17 protein-coding genes and 1 riboswitch are annotated in these 18,657 nt (G+C 40.6%); of the genes, 14 read left to right on the plus strand and 3 right to left on the minus strand.

What is annotated here, in order from left to right:
- Position 1: 1 nt before the first annotated feature.
- Positions 2 to 421: a Cu(I)-responsive transcriptional regulator gene (gene cueR, locus FTU75_RS07545; RefSeq protein WP_180115594.1), complete on the plus strand. Its 420-nt coding sequence runs from the start codon at positions 2 to 4 to the stop codon at positions 419 to 421.
- Between the two features lie 66 nt (positions 422 to 487).
- Complete coding sequence (locus tag FTU75_RS07550; protein ID WP_078190942.1) at positions 488 to 682, plus strand: heavy-metal-associated domain-containing protein; 195 nt, start codon at positions 488 to 490, stop codon at positions 680 to 682.
- A gap of 68 nt (positions 683 to 750) precedes the next feature.
- On the opposite strand, the gene FTU75_RS07555 is transcribed toward FTU75_RS07550, so the two are convergent.
- Positions 751 to 1,356 (minus strand): TetR/AcrR family transcriptional regulator, encoded by a 606-nt coding sequence (locus tag FTU75_RS07555; RefSeq protein ID WP_078190941.1) that lies wholly within the window; start codon positions 1,354 to 1,356, stop codon positions 751 to 753.
- A gap of 605 nt (positions 1,357 to 1,961) precedes the next feature.
- Between FTU75_RS07555 and FTU75_RS07560 the strand changes: the two genes are divergently transcribed.
- From FTU75_RS07560 to FTU75_RS07575, 4 genes are all read left to right on the plus strand, one after another.
- Complete coding sequence (locus tag FTU75_RS07560) at positions 1,962 to 3,740, plus strand: acyl-CoA dehydrogenase C-terminal domain-containing protein (protein ID WP_111884373.1); 1,779 nt, start codon at positions 1,962 to 1,964, stop codon at positions 3,738 to 3,740.
- A 101-nt stretch (positions 3,741 to 3,841) separates the two neighbouring features.
- A complete protein-coding gene (locus tag FTU75_RS07565) occupies positions 3,842 to 5,011 on the plus strand; it encodes a thiolase family protein (RefSeq protein ID WP_180008861.1) in 1,170 nt (389 codons plus the stop codon).
- A gap of 133 nt (positions 5,012 to 5,144) precedes the next feature.
- Complete coding sequence (locus FTU75_RS07570) at positions 5,145 to 6,644, plus strand: succinate CoA transferase (protein WP_180054798.1); 1,500 nt, start codon at positions 5,145 to 5,147, stop codon at positions 6,642 to 6,644.
- Positions 6,645 to 6,867: 223 nt separating this feature from the next.
- Positions 6,868 to 7,185 (plus strand): hypothetical protein, encoded by a 318-nt coding sequence (locus tag FTU75_RS07575; protein ID WP_373685855.1) that lies wholly within the window; start codon positions 6,868 to 6,870, stop codon positions 7,183 to 7,185.
- A gap of 90 nt (positions 7,186 to 7,275) precedes the next feature.
- Here the strand turns inward: FTU75_RS07575 and FTU75_RS07580 are convergent, their stop codons facing one another.
- On the minus strand, positions 7,276 to 7,977 hold the full coding sequence (locus FTU75_RS07580; RefSeq protein WP_180115595.1) for an HAD family phosphatase: 702 nt from the start codon (positions 7,975 to 7,977) through the stop codon (positions 7,276 to 7,278).
- 190 nt (positions 7,978 to 8,167) lie between these two features.
- On the opposite strand from FTU75_RS07580, the gene FTU75_RS07585 reads away from it, so the two are divergent.
- The 8 genes from FTU75_RS07585 to uca all read left to right on the plus strand — a co-directional run bounded on the left by FTU75_RS07585 (position 8,168) and on the right by uca (position 18,256).
- Entirely contained in the window at positions 8,168 to 9,061 is an 894-nt protein-coding gene (locus FTU75_RS07585; RefSeq protein ID WP_078190935.1) for a LysR substrate-binding domain-containing protein, read from the plus strand.
- A gap of 181 nt (positions 9,062 to 9,242) precedes the next feature.
- The gene (tauA, locus tag FTU75_RS07590; protein WP_180115596.1) at positions 9,243 to 10,277 is read left to right on the plus strand and encodes a taurine ABC transporter substrate-binding protein; all 1,035 of its coding nucleotides are present in this window, start codon (positions 9,243 to 9,245) and stop codon (positions 10,275 to 10,277) included.
- A gap of 10 nt (positions 10,278 to 10,287) precedes the next feature.
- Positions 10,288 to 11,073 carry a taurine ABC transporter ATP-binding protein gene (locus tag FTU75_RS07595; protein ID WP_180115597.1) on the plus strand — a complete coding sequence of 262 codons (786 nt, stop codon included), beginning with the start codon at positions 10,288 to 10,290 and terminating at the stop codon, positions 11,071 to 11,073.
- A 1-nt stretch (position 11,074) separates the two neighbouring features.
- Complete coding sequence (gene tauC, locus FTU75_RS07600) at positions 11,075 to 11,941, plus strand: taurine ABC transporter permease TauC (protein ID WP_180115598.1); 867 nt, start codon at positions 11,075 to 11,077, stop codon at positions 11,939 to 11,941.
- Between the two features lie 30 nt (positions 11,942 to 11,971).
- Entirely contained in the window at positions 11,972 to 12,817 is an 846-nt protein-coding gene (gene tauD, locus FTU75_RS07605; RefSeq protein WP_180115599.1) for a taurine dioxygenase, read from the plus strand.
- Positions 12,818 to 13,093: 276 nt separating this feature from the next.
- Positions 13,094 to 13,205: riboswitch (guanidine-I (ykkC/yxkD leader) on the plus strand.
- A gap of 29 nt (positions 13,206 to 13,234) precedes the next feature.
- Positions 13,235 to 13,972, plus strand: coding sequence for an urea amidolyase associated protein UAAP1 (locus tag FTU75_RS07610; RefSeq protein WP_180115600.1), 738 nt, complete (start codon positions 13,235 to 13,237; stop codon positions 13,970 to 13,972).
- Between the two features lie 11 nt (positions 13,973 to 13,983).
- On the plus strand, positions 13,984 to 14,646 hold the full coding sequence (locus FTU75_RS07615; protein ID WP_180115601.1) for an urea amidolyase associated protein UAAP2: 663 nt from the start codon (positions 13,984 to 13,986) through the stop codon (positions 14,644 to 14,646).
- A 4-nt stretch (positions 14,647 to 14,650) separates the two neighbouring features.
- Positions 14,651 to 18,256: an urea carboxylase gene (uca, locus tag FTU75_RS07620; protein WP_180115602.1), complete on the plus strand. Its 3,606-nt coding sequence runs from the start codon at positions 14,651 to 14,653 to the stop codon at positions 18,254 to 18,256.
- Between the two features lie 119 nt (positions 18,257 to 18,375).
- On the opposite strand, the gene FTU75_RS07625 is transcribed toward uca, so the two are convergent.
- Positions 18,376 to 18,657 (minus strand): hypothetical protein, encoded by a 282-nt coding sequence (locus FTU75_RS07625; RefSeq protein ID WP_180088355.1) that lies wholly within the window; start codon positions 18,655 to 18,657, stop codon positions 18,376 to 18,378.

Below are 18,657 nucleotides of genomic sequence, written 5' to 3' on the forward strand. Positions count from 1 at the left end.
GATGAATATTGGACAAGCAGCGAAAGCTTCGGGCATTTCTGCAAAAATGATCCGCTATTATGAATCGATTGGGCTGTTAAATAATGCAAAGCGCACCGATGCCGGCTATCGAGTTTACTCGGAAGCCGATATTAAAACCTTGAGTTTCTTAAGACATGCGCGTGATTTAGGTTTTTCTTCTGAACAAATGAAAGATTTACTTGGGCTTTGGAAAAATCAAAGTCGGCAAAGTGTAGAAGTTAAAGCATTGGCGTTAAAACATATCCAGACCTTAAATCAAAAAATCGCAGACTTACAGGCCATGGTTGAGATCTTGCAAAAGTCCGTCGATGGCTGTGCCGGTAATGATCAAGCCGATTGTACGATTTTAAATCAAATCGAAACGGGCATGGCTGAGTGCTGCCATACAGCAAAGATTTAAACCCGCTTGACCTTACAATCGTGGAAAGGTTTATAGTGTTGTTATTAGAAAAGAAGGATGAACAGCATGAAATTTCGTATTGATAATATGACATGTGGTGGTTGCGCACGTAGCGTGACAGCAACGATTAAAGACTTAGACGAAAATGCAACGGTCACTATTGATGTAGCTACAAAATTAGTGGACGTTGAATCTAGTGCTAGTGCAGAGCAATTGATTAGCGCTTTAACCGAAGATGGCTTCCCACCTGTGATTGCATAACCTAGATATTGTCGAATGAATAAAAAAGCCGAACAGTTGTTCGGCATTTTTTTATTTATAAATCAATTTTATACGGCTGAAATTTTATCTGGCGTCATCAGCGCCTGATTAATATATAGCTTGATTAAACGTTCACGTGAACCGATTGATTTTTGATAATGCGTTGAATTGAGGAGTAGGGACGCACCATAAGTGACCGTCCAAATATAAGATAAATAATCACGTATCGACATTGCGCTTTCAAGTGATTTTAGATAATCACTGGTCATATCCTTAATTTCAATAATACGTTCTTCACGAACACGATAGAGCTCTTCAAATAACTCTTTTAATTTACGTTCATTATTGGTTAAGCGTTCTTCAATGACATGTAATAATATAGTTCTATTAGAATTCAACATATTATAAAGCATATATTGTGAAACATAAGTTTTAATATCATGATTATATTTTTTTGAAATTTCTAATAATCGTTTTTCATTTAAGATAATCAGTTCTAAATATAATTGGTTTTTACTTTTAAAATGTTTATAAATCGTGCCTTTGGCAATATCTAGTTCACAAGCTAACTCACTTAAGGTGATGTCTTGATTATTATCTAATAGCAGGGTTTCTGCCATGGCTAAAATTTTTTCCTTGCGAAGGATAAAATTTTGTTGGCGTACTGAACTCATGATAACTGTTCCATAAACATCTTGAGGGTGAACAAGCCTAGCTTAAGCTAAATCTTGTGAATCTTACATTCCACTATGGTCTCAAATATTACATAAATTGGTTTAAAAATAAACACATTAGTAGAGTGCGTAAAACATATAGAATTCATAGCATAAAATTAATGTCAATAAAACTGAACCCTTGAGGTCATTTTTTTGAAATAAAATTCCATTTTTATTTTTTTTAATTTATTGTCTTTTCGCTTTTACAACAAAAGCAGCATTTAACAAAACGGTCTTGGTTGTTATGTTATTAATACACCCTAAATTAAACATGATTATAGGTACTATTATGTTTGGTTTTAATCAATTACTAATTATAAATTTATTCAATTCAATAAATTTATTTAATTGTAATAAAATAATGCTGCTCAAAATATCAGGTGGTTATTTTACACTTGTCGGTAAAAACACATTATCTATATCCATTTTAGATATCTATCTGAAAAAACAGATCTTTAAAAAATCCACACAAAATTGATTTGATGATTTTGTGCGGGAGCGTGCAACTTTAAAAAAGTACTTTGTCAAAGACGCTGACAAAGCCTGTAGAAAAGGAAAGTACAATGCCAATATACAATGCGCCGTTAAAGGACATGGACTTCATCTTAAATGATGTATTCAATGCAGATGAGTTCTGGCAGTCAAATGAAAACTTAGCTCATATTGATATGGCGACTGCAAATGCCATTTTAGAAGAAATGGCTAAGTTTTCTAAAAACGTTATTCTAGACTTGAACCGTACTGCAGATGAAGAAGGTGGTGCGCAGTTTAGTAATGGTGTTGTTACTACGCCTACAGGGTTTAAAGACGCTTTTAAACAATTCGCTGAAGGTGGCTGGGTTGGTTTAGGCGCTTCTGAAGAATGGGGCGGCCAAAACATGCCGAAAATGTTGACAGTACTTGCTGACGAAATGATTTGGAGTACCAATCCATCATTTATGTTGTATCCACTACTGACTGTGGGTGCAGGTATGGCGATTAATGACCGTGCTTCGCAAGAGCAAAAAGAAACCTATCTTCCAAAATTTTATACGGGTGAATGGTCAGGCACTATGTGTTTAACTGAACCACATTCAGGGACTGATTTGGGGATCATTAAAACCAAAGCAGAGCCGAATGAAGATGGTTCATTTAATATTACAGGCACGAAAATTTTCATCACCAGTGGTGAACATGATCTGTGTGAAAACATCATCCATCTTGTGTTAGCAAAAACGCCAAATGCACCTGCGGGTTCACGTGGTATTTCATTGTTTATCGTTCCAAAATTCCATGTCAATGCCGATGGCTCAGTCGGTGAACGTAATGCTGTTTCAGCGGGTTCAATTGAACACAAGATGGGTATTAAAGGTTCTGCAACGTGTGTTATGAACTTTGATGGTGCCAAAGGTTATATCGTTGGTAAAGAAAACGAAGGTCTTGCGGCGATGTTTGTCATGATGAACTATGAACGTTTATCGATGGGTATCCAAGGGATTGGCGCTGCAGAATTTGCTTACCAAAATGCTGCACAGTATGCGACTGATCGTCTACAAGGTCGTTCTGCGACAGGTGTGAAATCTCCTGAAAAACCAGCAGACTCTATTTTAGTACATGGTGATGTACGTCGTATGTTGTTGAATGTACGCGCCAACAACGAAGCATCTCGTGCATTTGCTGTGTATGTTGGCCAGCAACTGGATATTACAAAATATTCAACTGACGAAGCTGCTGTGAAAAAAGCCAATGACCGCGTGGCTTTATTGACACCTATTGCAAAAGCCTACCTAACAGATACAGCCCTACAAGCTACTTTAGAAGCGCAAATGTGCTTTGGTGGTCATGGCTATATCCGTGAATGGGGCATGGAGCAATGCATTCGTGACTTACGTATTTCGCAGATTTACGAAGGCACAAATGGCGTACAAGCGATTGATTTAATTGGACGCAAAACCACGAAATGTAATGGTGCATTTATTGCCGAATACATTGCTGAAATTCGTGATTTTGCTGCAACCATGGCTGATTCAAAAGTTAAATCTGCAGCATTGCAAGTTTCTGACGAAGTTGAAGCATTAACGCAATTCATTGTAGAACAATCTAAGACCACCCCAGACTTTAGCAGTTCGGTGGCAGTCGATTACCTGCACGCTGTTGGTTTACTCAGCTTCGTTTATATGTTTGCACGTATTAGCAAAGCTGCGGCTGCAAAACCAGAGAGCTTCTACCAAAACAAACTGGTACTCGCAGATTTCTATGTTGAGAAAGTTCTACCTGACCTTGCTGCCCGTGCTCAACGTATTAAAGCAGGTTCTGAACTTATCATGCAGCTATCTGAAGAATACTTCACCGCTCAATCTTAAGGTTTCATCTAAACCACTGTGAAAAACATTAAGATGGAAAATCTGAGGAACCAGTCATGGTTCCTTGGGGTTAAAAGATTTAAAACAGGATGAAATAAGAAATGATTGTAATTGTAGATGGCGTACGTACAGCGATGGGTGGTTTTCAGGGTTCACTTTCATCTTGTACAGCCCCAGACTTAGGTGCTGCAGCGATTCAAGCTGTTGTTGCACGTGCAGGTTTAGAACCTACAGATATTGACGAAGTTATTTTTGGCTGTGTATTACCGGCTGGTCTTAAACAAGGTCCTGCACGCCAAGCAATGCGTCAAGCAGGTTTGCCAGATACAACGGGTGCCACCACGATTAATAAAATTTGTGGTTCAGGCATGAAGGCAGTGATGCAAGCAGCTGATGCGATTAAAGCCGGTTCTGCTAATATTGTGGTTGCTGGTGGTATGGAGTCGATGTCAAATGCGCCATATTTACTTGAAAAAGCGCGTTCAGGCTATCGTATGGGTCATGGTAAAACCACAGACCACATGTTTCAAGAAGGCTTAGAAGATGCTGAGACAGGTTTATCGATGGGTATTCTGGCACAAGATATGGCAGATAAAAAAGGCTATACCCGTGAACAGCAAGATGCTTTTGCCATCAACTCACTCAATAAAGCCGTTGCAGCGATTCAAGGCGGTTTCTTCAAAAATGAAATCGTGCCAGTTACTGTTAAAAGCCGTAAAGGTGACGTCGTTGTTGACACAGATGAACAGCCATTAAGTGCTAAGCCTGAAAAAATCCCAACACTGCGTCCTGCATTCAAAAAAGACGGCACGATCACAGCTGCCAATGCCAGCTCAATTTCTGACGGTGCATCTGCTTTGGTGGTTACATCAGAAGAAACGGCTCAAGCACGTGGTTTAAAACCACTAGCAAAAGTCGTTGCTTATGCCACAAATTCACAGCATCCGTCAGAGTTCACGATTGCTCCAGTCGGTGCTATTGAGAAAGTACTTGCACAAGCCGGTTGGGATGCACAAGAAGTTGACCTGTGGGAAGTCAATGAAGCATTTGCCATGGTTACAATGCTGGCGATTGATGGATTTAACTTAGATGAAGCAAAAGTGAACATTCATGGTGGTGCTTGCTCACTTGGTCACCCACTAGGTTCATCAGGTTCACGTATTATTGTGACGCTGATTCATGCCTTAAAACGCACTGGCGGTAAAAAAGGTGTCGCAGCACTGTGTATTGGGGGCGGTGAAGCAACTGCAATTGCGGTTGAACTGATTTAATTTGCCTCAATTTATATAAGTAAGCTTTTAGATAAGTACGTTTTTAGATAAGCAATAACAAACGCTATCTCAGTTCGCTGGGATGGCGAAAAAAGATGTTTATTTTGAGATATTTATTTTTTGAGATTTAATTATGAATGGTTTAGATCGCATTCGCTTACTCTCCCTTCGCGACAAAGTAATGTCTGCTGAAAAAGCGATTGAGTTAATTCAAGATGGTTCAGTGGTTGGTTTAAGTGGTTTTGGTGGTGCAGGTGAGGCAAAGACGGTTCCATTGGCACTTGCAGATCATGCAGTTTCACATCCTCTTCGTATCACGTTGGCAACGGGTGCTAGTTTAGGAAATAGTATCGATGGTCGCCTCAATGCGGCGCATGCGATAGAACGTCGTTATCCGTATCAGGCAGATCCTGGTTTACGTAAAGCCATTAACGCTGGCGAGGTCATGTATATTGACCAACACTTGTCTGAAATGGCCGATAATATTCGTCATCATAATTTACCGCGCATTAATGTGGCCGTTATTGCAGCGACTGCAATTACAGAAGATGGTCAAGTTATTCCGACAGGTTCATGTGGTAACTCAGCCAATTTCATTGAAATGGCAGATCATGTGATTATTGAAATTGATAATACGATTAACCCAGTGCTAGAAGGTGTACATGATATTTATGTGCCGAAAGCGCGACCAAACCGTGGGCCAATTCCACTGACTCAGGTCGGTGAACGTATCGGTACGATTGGGATCAATGTCAGCCCCGATAAGATTTCAGCTATTGTGTTGAATGATCTGCCAGATACCCAGTTTAAAATGGATGAACCTGATGCTGAAACCCTAGCGATTGCTCAGCACCTGATTGATTTCTTTGAAGGTGAAGTAGCAGCAGGGCGTTTGCCTGAAAATTTAGGGCCGCTACAGTCAGGTGTGGGTTCGATTGCCAATGCTGTATTTGCTGGTTTTGAGCATTCTAATTTCCATGATTTGGAAATGTATTCAGAAGTACTACAAGACTGTACTTTCCAGCTAATTGATTCTGGAAAAATGAAATTTGCCTCAGGCTGTTCAATGACGTTATCTGAGCCTTGTGCACAGCACGTGATGAACAATTTTGATCAGTACAAAGACAAAATTGTGTTACGTCCACAAGAGCTATCCAATAACCCTGAAATCATTAGACGTTTAGGCATTATTGCGATTAATACTGCGCTTGAGTTTGATATTTACGGAAACGTAAATTCGACCCATGTGACGGGTACGAAAATGATGAACGGTATCGGTGGTTCAGGAGACTTTACTCGTCATGCGCACATTGCCATTTTCGTAACCAAGTCGATTGCAAAAGGTGGTGCGATTTCATCTGTGGTGCCAATGGTGAGTCATACCGACCATACTGACCACGACGTTGACATCGTGGTTACAGAGCAGGGCTTGGCAGATTTACGTGGTCTTTCACCACGTGAGCGTGCACGTAAAGTCATTGAAATCTGTGCACATCCAGATTATCGCGCAGCATTGTTGAGCTACTTTGAACGCGCATGTGAGCGTGGTGGTCAAACGCCGCATATTTTAAAAGAGGCTTTATCTTGGCATGCCACTTTTGAAGAAACTGGTTCAATGCGTCAAATCGTATAAATCTAAAGATTGAAAATTTTTAAATAAGCCCATGATCAAGTGGGCTTATTTTTTATGAAAGACCATAAATGTTTCAAAACATGACAAAAGAAAAACAGCAGCACTTGGTTTGAAACTTTTGCACAACACGAACGGTCTTAAGTTCTGTTCAAGGCTTTCTATAATGCAAAATTCATTGACAAAGAAGGTCAGTATTTTGAAAAAGATTCAATTTTTTTCTGCGATGTTGCTCGCAGTTCTCCTCACGGCATGTAAACAAAGTCCAGCGCCCGATTATGCAGGAACATGGCAAAATACCGCAGTAGATCCGCAACTTGAAAATGCGCTGATTATTAGTAAAAATGGTGAAAACTATTTCATTACCAATACTTTAAAAGATAAACAAAGTGGTAAATCTGAAAAGAAAAATCCTGTACCTGCGTCTGTTGCTGAATCTGGGTTACTGGCTGTAAACTCTGGGACAGGTGCTGTTGAATTTGCGATTGACGAAAAAACGGGAAATTTAGTCGGGTCTGGATCCATTTATAAAAAAGTAAAATAGATCAATTATCTATTGATGCAAAAATATCAAAAGCAGCCTCTAAATTGGGCTGCTTTTTTAACTTTAAAGCGAATGTTTATTTGCTTTAACTCAGTTCAGAACCGAAGAGAAATCATGGATAAAATAATCCGCTTTATTTTTGATTTGCTCAATTTCGTGCTCTGAATATGCGTCATACACCGCAACCACTTCAATACCCGCAGCATTTGCGGCTTCTACACCAATGAGTGAATCTTCAAAAATTAAACATTCTTCAGGTTTTACTGCAAAATGTTGAATAGCTTGTAAATAAACTTCAGGATGCGGCTTAATATTTTTGACACTTTCACGGGTCAGGATCAGATCAAAACTATTTTCAAAATGCAGCTTTGGATAAATGTTGATATTTTTTTGATATCGATAAATATTTTGCAAGCTGGTCGTGGTGGTAATTGCCACCTGAATGCCTTGCTGAATGAGCTGTTGAACAAATAACGCTGCATGTGGTTTAAGCAAGATGATATGTTCTAAAAAATGCTGTGAAATGGCATATCGTTGCTGTTTGATTTGATCTGCTGTGTGTTGTTCAATCTTATAAGTATCTTTTAGATAGTTACAGTACATTAAGTAAGGGTCTGGTGTATTTTTAAATAATTGCAGCTGAAGGTCACGTTCACGTTGAATTAAACCCAGTTGGATGGTTTGTCCAGTTAACTGTTGAATCAAATCTGCGTCGACCTGATTCCACACGCCAACAGAGTCGATAAGTGTGCCATCTAAATCAAAACAAACCAGTTTTTTTCCTTGAAGCATGTTGATATCCAAATTCGAGCTGTGTCTATTATGCGGACGGATTGGAGTGTTGAAAAGCCAAATGCAACTGAGCAGGCTAAACTGGCGTTTCATCTGCAATAAAAGTAATATTTCGTTATTGGCTTTTTGTATAATTCAGCAGATGATGCACAGCATAACTTGCAATATTTAATTAGGGATTAAATCTTTCGTGTTTGAATTGGACTGTAAACTTCTTAGCATTTTTTTTCATGTTTATAAGTACAAAAATGTGTCACAAGCTGCTGAACACTTGCAGATGAGTCAGCCTACAGTCAGTAATATTTTAAATAAAATACGACAGCATTATAACGACCCCTTATTTTTACGTATCGGCAATGAAATGGTGCCTACGGAGTTATCGCGTCAATTATTTCCTTTAGTTAGCGAAGCCTTGAGTAAAGTCGAAGCCATTAATAATTTTACGATTAATTTTGATCAAGCCATTTCAGATCAACAATTTACTTTGGCCATGACCGATGTTTCGCATTTGGTTTTATTGCCTAAAATCAGCCAATATCTAAAAAAACACGCGCCACAAATACGTCTGAATGTACGCCCGATTACCACTGAAACCAGTTATCAAATGGCGAATGGTGAAATTGATTTAGCATTGGGGTTTTTACCGCATTTGGAAAGCGGCTTTTATCAACAAAAATTGTTTGAGCAATATTATGTGGTGATTGCAGCTAAGGATCACCCACGATTAACGGGTGACACCATTACAACTGAGCAATATTTGTCAGAATCGCATATTGATATTGATGCAGGGATGGGGCACTACCATATTGAAAATGAGCTGCTTAACCTTGATTTAAAACGTGATATTTTGATGCGTTTACCTAGTTATTTAGGTGTGGGTTTGGTTGTGCAAGACACTGATGCGATTGCTACTGTGCCGTACTACTTGAGTGAAGTATTGCTTTCACGCGGTAACTTAAAAATATTTGATGCGCCGATTGCATTTCCAACCTATGGCGTGAAGCAATATTGGCATATGTCCTGCCATCATAAAACCAGCCATCAATGGCTGCGTCATATGTTCCATGAAATCTTAGTGAAGTAAAAAATATCATTAAAAGATCTCGCGCAGAAAATTGATTGCTAGACGTTTAGTGAATAAAAGCATAAGTATTCCACTAATCGATAAATGCAATTTTGTGATAAATATTGTCAATTAACTTATTTTTCATCATAAAGCTGACTGATTAGTATGTGAATTAGTTATCACTTTTTATGAAAAAAATATGAGCGGCAAATCTAAACCTTTAATTATTACGGCGATCGTCATTGTGGCGATCGCTGCTTTCGTATATTTCCAAGCTAAAAAATCTACTCCTGACACTTCAACGGCTGCAATTGCGCAAAAAGATCAGAAAGCGGTAGTCATTGCCTATCAAACGGGTGTTGATCCGAGCAAAGTGGCGCAGGCCAATGGCGATTATGAAAAAGACAGTCAACAAAAAATTGAGTGGAAAAAATTTGATACGGGCGCAGACGTTGTAAATGCTTTGGCATCAGGTGATGTCAGTATTGGCAATATTGGGACAAGTCCTTTAGCTGCTGCTGCCAGCCGTGATTTACCTATTGAAGTATTTTTTGTGGCAGCCAAACCTGGTGCTTCAGAAGCCTTAGTGGTGAGCAATAAATCAGGCATTGAAAAACCTGAAGACTTAAAGGGCAAAACCATTGCAGTGCCATTTGTTTCTACGGCACATTACAGCCTGCTTTCTGCATTGAAGCATTGGAATCTGTCAGAGTCTGACGTCAAAATTATTAACTTACGCCCGCCTGAAATCTCAGCAGCGTGGGAACGTGGTGATATTGACGCGACTTATGTATGGGAACCCGCTTTAAGCAAGGCGAGTGCCACAGGTAAAGTTCTGACCGATTCTAAGCAAGTTGCAGAATGGGGCGCACCAACCTTTGATGTATGGGTGGTTCGTAAAGACTTTGCAGAGCAAAATCCAGAGTTTTTAAAATCTTTCGTTCAAACTTCTTTAAAGAAAATAGATGAATACAATCAAGATCCGAAAGCGTTTGAAACGAATATTGCTTATATCAATAGCATTGCGCAATTAACCGGTTCTGATGCGAAAGATATTCCATTGCTGCTATCTGGCAATATTTATTTGAACCAGCAGCAGCAAGCTCAAAGTTTCAGCACAGATTTTGCCAAGAATATTTTAGATACAGCGACCTTTTTAAAAGCCCAAGGCAAAGTAGATAAAGTCAAAGCCGACTATAAAGGCAATGTAACAGCCTTATTTGTTCAGCCTTAAGGATGTGAAAATGAGTATCTTAAAAGCGGAAAATATTAGCCTGACCTATCCTGAACAAGAGGTGGCTGTACTAAAAAATATCAATTTGGACGTTCCTGAATCGACTTTAACAGTTGTACTTGGCGAGTCTGGCTGCGGCAAAACGACGCTTTTAAATATTTTGGCGGGTTTTCAACAGGTGAGTGCAGGCCAAGTCAAAATTGATGATGAAGTTTTAACTGGCCCAGATGCAAGACGAGCAGTGGTCTTTCAAGAACATGCTTTGCTGCCGTGGCTTAATGTGTCAGATAACGTGGCATTTTCCTTGAAATTAAAAGGCTTAAAAAGTACAGAGATAAAGTCACAAGTTGCGTCTATTTTAAATACCGTCGGGCTTTCGCATGTGGCAAATGCCAATATCTGGGAGCTTTCAGGCGGGATGAAACAGCGCGTTGGTATTGCACGTGCCTTGATTAGTCATGCACCATTTATTTTGCTGGATGAACCATTTGCAGCACTCGATGCATTTACCCGCGAAAGCATGCAGGAGTTTGTGCTGAATTTATGGATTAAAGAGAAAAAAGGTTTCTTCCTCATTACCCATGATATTGAAGAGGCGCTTTTATTAAGCAATCAATTGGTACTGATGACAGCGCGTCCGGGGACGATTGTTGAAACGCTCAAGCTAGATTTTGCTGAGCGCTACCGTAAAGGCGAATCTATACGAGCGATTAAGTCTGATCCGCAGTTTATTCAGCTGCGTGAAATGTTGTTTGAACGCTTAAAAGCGCAAAAATTACATGCGGTGGAGTCTTAATATGAATACACAAATTCAAAAATTAAATAAGGCTCATCTAAGCGAAAATCGTGCAGAAGCAGTAACATTAAACAGAAGTTCATCTATTTCTATATTTAGAAAAAATTTGCCACTTATTGTGAGCATCGGCAGCGTGCTGAGCATTTTAGTACTTTGGTTTGTCGTAACCACTTTGAAAATTATTCCTGAGCTTTTTTTACCAAGTCCAGCAGCGGTATGGCAGAAGTTTATTGAAGTCAGCCAGCAAGGTTTTATGAAAGCCACGCTTTGGCAGCATTTGGCTGAAAGTATTGGCCGTGTGTTTAGCGCACTCATTGCTGCTATTGTGATTGGTGTGCCTTTAGGTTTATGGATGGGACTCAACAAATGGGTAAGTGCTGTATTTGATCCACTTGTGGAGCTACTCCGTCCCATTCCACCGCTTGCGTATTTACCGTTATTGGTGATTTGGTTTGGTATTGGTGAAACCACCAAAGTGCTGCTGATTTTCTTTTCAATTTTGGCGCCAATTATTATTAGCAGTGCGCATGGTGTGATCAGCCATCAAAAAAACCGTGAACGTGCAGCATTATCTTTAGGCGCAACGCGCTTGCAGGTTTTGCAATATGTGATTTTACCTACAGCTTTGCCGCACATATTAACGGGTGTGCGCATTGGCTTGGGCGTGGGCTGGTCAACACTGGTGGCTGCAGAGTTGGTTGCTGCTGATCGCGGTATTGGTTTTATGGTGCAGTCTGCGGCTCAGTTCCTAATTACTGATACCGTGATTCTTGGGATTATTGTGATCGCGATTGTCGCAGTAAGTTTTGAGCTATTTTTACGTTGGCTGCAAAAGCAGTTGGCGCCTTGGCATGGCCAACAGCTGTAAACAGATTTAGAGATTGAAGAAGATTTGATTATGTCATTGCAAGCGAAGCAAATTAACCCAAACATTGGCGCTGTTATTGAAGGTATCGATTTAAACCATGCCGATACACCATTGTTGCTTGAAATAAAACAGGCACTATTGCAGCATCAAGTGATCTTTTTTAGAAAGCAGGCGCTTAGCGCACAGTCGCAAGTGACGTTGGCAAAAACTTTTGGTACTTTACATATTCATCCGATTTACCCTGCGATGGAAGATGCTCCAGAAGTGATTGTACTGGATAGCCACAGACAAGATTTAAGAGACAATGACCTTTGGCATACTGATGTGACTTTTAGTCAGACACCGCCATTGGGCTGTGTGCTGCAAGCCATTAAAATCCCTGAATTTGGCGGGGATACGCTCTGGGCCAGCGGTACAGCTGCTTTTAATGCGCTCAGTGAAGATTTAAAACTGCAACTACGCGGTTTAACAGCAACACATGATATTCGTAAATCTTTTCCATTAGAGCGCTTTGGCGCAACAGCAGCAGACCGCGAAAGGCTTGAAAATAGTTTCCGTAAAAACCCGCCAGTGGTACATCCGGTCGTACGTACACACCCCGAAACTGGTGCTGAAGTATTGTTTGTGAATGAGGGATTTACAACACAAATTAATGAATTAAATGCACAAGAGAGCGATGCATTGCTGACATTCTTGTTTGAACATGCAGTGAAGGAAGAATTTCACTTGCGCTGGAAATGGCAAGAAGGTGATGTCGCTATTTGGGACAACCGCTGCACGCAGCACAAAGCGCTGTTTGACTATGGTGATGCGTACCGCATTATGCATCGTGCAACTGTGAATGGCTCGGTACCATTTTATAAAGCAGTCAGTTAATGCAATAAAAAGTCCTGAATAATCAGCAAAAGCCCAATGCCCATATTGGGCTTTTTATTTTGAAGAAATCGAAAAAATATAAATTCCAAAAAACTTAACCATGAATGCATTTGCACAATCATGAAGCATATCTAAGCAGAAACAAGGTTCAAAAATAGCGCAATTTAAAACCAATACTGCAGCTTAAGCATCAAAAACTAACCCTAAAAGCCTTAGTATTACGTTTTACTCAAACCGTAATACTATTTTGGCACAGCCTTTGCATTTCTACATACATCAAAAGTGATCTAGGGTTCCGATACATTTCTGTGTATGACCGCGACCGAGAGTTCACGGCTTCGTTTTAATTCAAAGCAAAGCTGCACGGAGGGATAAAAGCCCGGGAGGTAAACAGTTAAGAATTAGGCAGAGGCTGCAATGAGTACAACACATTATCATGACGATAAAGCACTATGGACTGAACTTTTACCGGGTGGACACCACTGGTCAGCGCGTATTCAGCGTGGGGCAGTATTACAGCTTAAATCGCTAGGGCAAAATGCCAATGTGGCACTGTACTGTGTAAATAGTGAAGATAAGCTTGAACGCTACAACATGCCAGATAGTCTCAAGGGGCAACACACGGCATATTTAAGTACAGGACATATTTTGGCGTCGGATTTAGGCCGTGCCATGATCTCGATAGTCAAAGATGATCACGCTTGGAATGATGCGTTTTGTGCACCAAGTACCGCACAACAAATCGAACAACAATTTGGTTCAAAAACTTTCCAAGATGCCCGTAACGATATGTACCGCAGTGGTAAGGATAGCTTACTGCTTGAAATGACCAAGTTTGGTTTATCTGCAACTGACCTGAGCAGTACCTTAAATTTATTCTCTAAAGTTCAACCTGATGACAACGGCAACTTAAGTTATGTTGCTTCGGACAATACAAATCAAGTGATTGAAATGCGCTTTGAAATGGATTGTTTGGTCTTTTTATCTGCTGCACCACATGGATTATCTCAAGCAGAAGAATATAACCCTGCTGACGTACAACTAAGTTTATTTAAGGCGTTACCTTTGGCAGACACCGATGTTTGCCGTGATTCTTGCCCGCAAAATCAACGTGCTTTTCAAAATAATAAACGCTATTACGCTTTAACGGCTTGAGGGGAATGATCATGACTGCATTAGTAAACCCAACACAACATTCTGAAAAATCAGTGTTAAGCGAAGTATGTCCAGCCGGTGAAGCGTGGATGTGCGAAGTCAAAAAAGGGCAATACTTCCGTATCGTGGATTTAGAGGGCAACCAAGCGGTCGATACGCTCTTTATCTCGGCATCAAACCCTGAAGAGCGTTATAGCGCCACTGATACCTTAGCGATTAATCAACAAATCTATTTAGAAAAAGGCACAGCGCTATACACTAACTTTGGCAACAAAATTGCCACCATCCATGACGATAACTGTGGTCGTCATGACACCTTAGGCGGTGCATGTTCATGTGAAAGCAACACTGTTCGCTATGCACATGACAAATTTCCAATGCACAGTTGCCGTAATAATTTCATGATTGCTCTGTCGCAACATCCGATTGCCAAAAAACATGGCTTAAATGTGCGCCATATCGGTCCAAATATTAACTTCTTTATGAATGTTCCTGTGACCGCTGAGGGACATTTGAAATTTGATGATGGGATTTCTGCACCAGGTAAATATGTCGAAATTAAAGCTGAAATGGACTTAATTGTATTGATCTCAAATTGCCCACAACTGAATAACCCATGTAATGCTTATAACCCAACAAAAATTCAACTGATCATCCGTGAAGGTGAGGAGTAATAGCATGTTTAATAAAGTCCTCATTGCCAACCGTGGTGCAATTGCGTGTCGTGTCATTCGTACCCTTAAAAAATTAGGTATCCAATCAGTTGCTGTATATTCCGAAGCAGACCGTGATTCTTTGCATGTGACCTTAGCGGATGAAGCGGTATTTATTGGTGATAGTCCTGCCAGCCAAAGCTATTTAAATGTCGATAAAATTTTAGAAGTGGCCAAACAAACCGGTGCACAAGCGATCCATCCGGGTTATGGTTTCTTGTCTGAAAATGCTGAATTTTGTGATTTGTGTGAAGCACAATGCATAGTATTTTTAGGGCCAGACTCAAAACAAATGAAATCATTTGGCTTAAAACATACGGCGCGAAAACTTGCGATTCAAGCTAATGTGCCTCTCCTTCCGGGCAGTCAGCTTTTGGCAGATGAAGCCGAAGCACTGCTTGAAGCCAATCGTATCGGTTATCCTGTGATGCTGAAAAGTACCGCAGGCGGTGGCGGTATTGGCATGCGTTTGGTATGGAATGAAGAAGAGCTGAAAGATGCTTATTCTACGGTTTCATATCTTGCCCAAGCCAACTTTAAAGATGCAGGTTTATACCTTGAGAAATTTGTACAGAATGCGCGTCATATCGAAGTGCAGATTTTTGGTGATGGTAATGGCTTAGTCTTGGCACTTGGCGAGCGTGATTGTTCGGTACAACGTCGTAACCAAAAAGTGGTGGAAGAAACCCCAGCACCACATATCAATGATGAGCAACGTGCCTATATTCAATCGGTCGCGATTGGGCTGATGCAGTCGGTGAATTACCGTTCGGCAGGTACAGTTGAATTTGTAATGGATACCGACACACAGGAATTCTATTTCTTAGAAGTGAATACCCGCCTGCAAGTTGAACATGGTGTGACGGAGCAAGTCTTTTGTGTAGATCTTGTGGAATGGATGGTGACTCTCGGTAGTGGGGATTGGATTGCACCAACAGAACAACTTGAATCGAAAGGTCATTCAATTCAAGTGCGTTTATATGCTGAAGACCCAATCAAAAACTTCCAACCGAGTGCAGGGCTTTTAACGCACGTTGAATTTGATGCCAATGCGCGTAATGAAACGTGGGTGGAAACGGGTTCAAATGTATCGTCATTCTATGACCCGATGATTGCGAAAATCATTGTCACGGCAGATGATCGTGACTCTGCAATTCAAGCCATGACCGAAACACTCGCCAAAACATCGGTTGCAGGTATCGAAACTAATCTTGAATATCTACAAAATATTATCGACTGTGATGTATTTAAAGCCGGTACGCAAACCACACGATTCTTAAATACATTTGAGTGGAAAACCCAAAAAATTGAAGTGTTGCAATCAGGCATTCAAACTTCTGTGCAAGATGTGACAGGTCGTTTGGGCTATTGGGATGTTGGTGTTCCGCCCTCAGGTGCGATTGATCCGCTGTCACTTAATGTTGCGAATCAATTGTTAGGTAATGCATATAACACCGCAGGGCTTGAATGTACGCTACAAGGTCCGACTTTAAAATTCCATTGTGACAGCCAAATCGTGCTTGCCGGGGGCGATATGCCATCAACCCTTGATGGTATGTCTGTACCAATGTGGCAAACCGTGAATGTACGTAAAGGTCAGATTCTAAAATGTGGAAAAATTGCCACAGGTTGTCGCACCTATATCGGGATTAAAGGTGGTCTAAATGTGCCTGAATATTTAGGTTCACAAGTGACCTTTACCCTTGGTCAGTTCGGTGGTCATGCAGGACGTAATTTATTGATTGGTGATATGTTGCCAATCACGGCATTTACATCTGAACAAGTGACAGCGCTTGCCCCTGAACAAGTGCCGTCATTCAGCCATGAATGGGAAATTGCGGTGATGTATGGCCCACAAGGTGCACCAGACTTCTTTACTAAAAAAGACATTGACACCTTCTTTGCTAATACTTTTGAGATTCACTTTAACTCAAGCCGTACAGGTATTCGTTTGATTGGTCCAAAACCTGAATGGGCACGTGAGGATGGCGGTGAAGCAGGTCTACATCCATCGAATATTCATGACAATGCATACGCGATTGGTGCGATTGATTTCACAGGGGATATGCCGATTATCTTAGGTCCAGATGGTCCAAGTTTAGGAGGCTTTGTTTGTCCTGCCGTGGTGATTAATTCTGAGCTTTGGAAGCTTGGTCAATTGAAAGCAGGAGACAAAGTCAGATTTATACCTGTGAGTTATCATCAAGCTAAGCTCTTAAATGAAAAATATCATGCACAATTAGAAGCATCTGATACGCAGGTTGTGGCATTTGATGAGTCATTTTATCCTGAACTTTTCACCTTAAAAAATGCGGTGCTTGATACCTTAAAAGGTGAAAATGGTGCGCCTGATGTGGTGTATCGTCCTGCGGGTAACAACTACATGCTGGTGGAATATGGTGAGTTGGTTTTAGATCTGAACTTACGCTTCCGTATTCATGCACTTATGCAATGGGTTCAAAAGCAAAATATCACAGGGATTATTGATCTCACACCGGGGATTCGTTCGCTACAAATCCATTTTGATTCGATCAAGCTTGATCAATTGGATTTATTGCGTTTACTACAAGTGGCTGAAGCAGAATTGCCTGATGTCACAGAAATGCAAGTTCCATCACGTACGGTGTATTTACCGCTGGCTTGGGAAGATTCACAGACCCAATTGGCAACTGAACGCTATATGCAAACCGTACGTCCAGATGCGCCATGGTGTCCTGACAATATTGAGTTTATCCGTCGTATTAATGGTTTAAAAGACAAACAAGCGGTCAAAGATGTGGTTTATGACGCGAGTTATTTGGTCATGGGTTTGGGCGATGTGTATTTAGGTGCACCTGTGGCAACACCACTTGATCCTCGCCAGCGTTTAGTGACGACTAAATACAACCCTGCACGGACATGGACACCTGAAAATGCTGTCGGTATTGGCGGTGCGTATATGTGCGTGTACGGTATGGAAGGTCCGGGTGGCTATCAGTTTGTGGGTCGTACTACTCAAATGTGGTCTCGTTACCGTAAAAACCCTGATTTTGAACAAGGCATGCCGTGGTTACTACGCTTCTTTGACCAAATTAAGTTTTATGAAGTTTCTGAAACTGAACTGATGCAGATGCGTGAGGACTTTAAAGCAGGTCGCTTAAAACTGCGTATTGAAGAAGGCGTACTCAATCTTAAAGAGTACAACGACTTCTTAACGGAAAATCAGGAATCCATTTCAGCATTTAAGTCTGTGCAACAAGCCAACTTTGATGAGGAACGTCGTCGTTGGCATGAAGCTGGGCTTGCAGAATATGTTTCTGAAAGCTTAGATGCTGTGACCGATGATAGTGATGTTCAAATTCCTGAAGGTGGCTGTGCAGTGGAATCGCACATGCCGGGCAGTATTTGGAAAATCGAATGTGCATCAGGCGATATTGTGGAAGAAGGTGCAACGCTTGCTGTGATTGAAGCGATGAAGATTGAGATTCCAATTATTGCACCTGAGCGGATGATGGTTTCTGAAATTACAATTGAGAAAGGGCAGACGGTGAAAACGGGGCAGGTGTTGTTTACTTTAGCTCCAGTGGCTTAAAGATATAAAGTAGAAAAGTTTGTTTAGCAGAATTTATTATTCATTAGACGTCTAAAGTAAACGACCTATATACCTAAGCACTTGTTATAAATATTATTGTTTATAACAAGTGCTTTAAGCTATTTTGTTGATTTTAAATTATTCACTTTTAGGATAAATGCAAATAAAAGCGGTGCGGTAAAAATACAAAGTGCAATAATACTAATGCTGTTGCCATAAGGTTGAGCAAATACAAACAGTGCTATGAGCAAACATAGGCTTGCTACTAATTTGGTTAATAGTGGAGAACGAGCCATCCAAGCCAGCTGAGTTTTTTGGGTGTGTACTAAACGTTTTGCACTCACTTGATAAAAGCACCAAAGCGCAATGACAATCAACATAAAACCAAAAATCAAATGCAT

The organism is Acinetobacter sp. YH12140 (assembly GCF_013418475.1).
Lineage (GTDB): Bacteria > Pseudomonadota > Gammaproteobacteria > Pseudomonadales > Moraxellaceae > Acinetobacter > Acinetobacter amyesii.

Bases quoted from the DNA above. Each gene is read 5' to 3' on its own strand.
- cueR (WP_180115594.1), top strand. From the start codon at position 2: ATGAATATTGGACAAGCAGCGAAAGCTTCGGGCATTTCTGCAAAAATG.
- FTU75_RS07550 (WP_078190942.1), top strand. From the start codon at position 488: ATGAAATTTCGTATTGATAATATGACATGTGGTGGTTGCGCACGTAGC.
- FTU75_RS07555 (WP_078190941.1), bottom strand. From the start codon at position 1,356: ATGAGTTCAGTACGCCAACAAAATTTTATCCTTCGCAAGGAAAAAATT.
- FTU75_RS07560 (WP_111884373.1), top strand. From the start codon at position 1,962: ATGCCAATATACAATGCGCCGTTAAAGGACATGGACTTCATCTTAAAT.
- FTU75_RS07565 (WP_180008861.1), top strand. From the start codon at position 3,842: ATGATTGTAATTGTAGATGGCGTACGTACAGCGATGGGTGGTTTTCAG.
- FTU75_RS07570 (WP_180054798.1), top strand. From the start codon at position 5,145: ATGAATGGTTTAGATCGCATTCGCTTACTCTCCCTTCGCGACAAAGTA.
- FTU75_RS07575 (WP_373685855.1), top strand. From the start codon at position 6,868: ATGTTGCTCGCAGTTCTCCTCACGGCATGTAAACAAAGTCCAGCGCCC.
- FTU75_RS07580 (WP_180115595.1), bottom strand. From the start codon at position 7,977: ATGCTTCAAGGAAAAAAACTGGTTTGTTTTGATTTAGATGGCACACTT.
- tauA (WP_180115596.1), top strand. From the start codon at position 9,243: ATGAGCGGCAAATCTAAACCTTTAATTATTACGGCGATCGTCATTGTG.
- FTU75_RS07595 (WP_180115597.1), top strand. From the start codon at position 10,288: ATGAGTATCTTAAAAGCGGAAAATATTAGCCTGACCTATCCTGAACAA.
- tauC (WP_180115598.1), top strand. From the start codon at position 11,075: ATGAATACACAAATTCAAAAATTAAATAAGGCTCATCTAAGCGAAAAT.
- tauD (WP_180115599.1), top strand. From the start codon at position 11,972: ATGTCATTGCAAGCGAAGCAAATTAACCCAAACATTGGCGCTGTTATT.
- FTU75_RS07610 (WP_180115600.1), top strand. From the start codon at position 13,235: ATGAGTACAACACATTATCATGACGATAAAGCACTATGGACTGAACTT.
- FTU75_RS07615 (WP_180115601.1), top strand. From the start codon at position 13,984: ATGACTGCATTAGTAAACCCAACACAACATTCTGAAAAATCAGTGTTA.
- uca (WP_180115602.1), top strand. From the start codon at position 14,651: ATGTTTAATAAAGTCCTCATTGCCAACCGTGGTGCAATTGCGTGTCGT.
- FTU75_RS07625 (WP_180088355.1), bottom strand. From the start codon at position 18,657: ATGCATTTGATTTTTGGTTTTATGTTGATTGTCATTGCGCTTTGGTGC.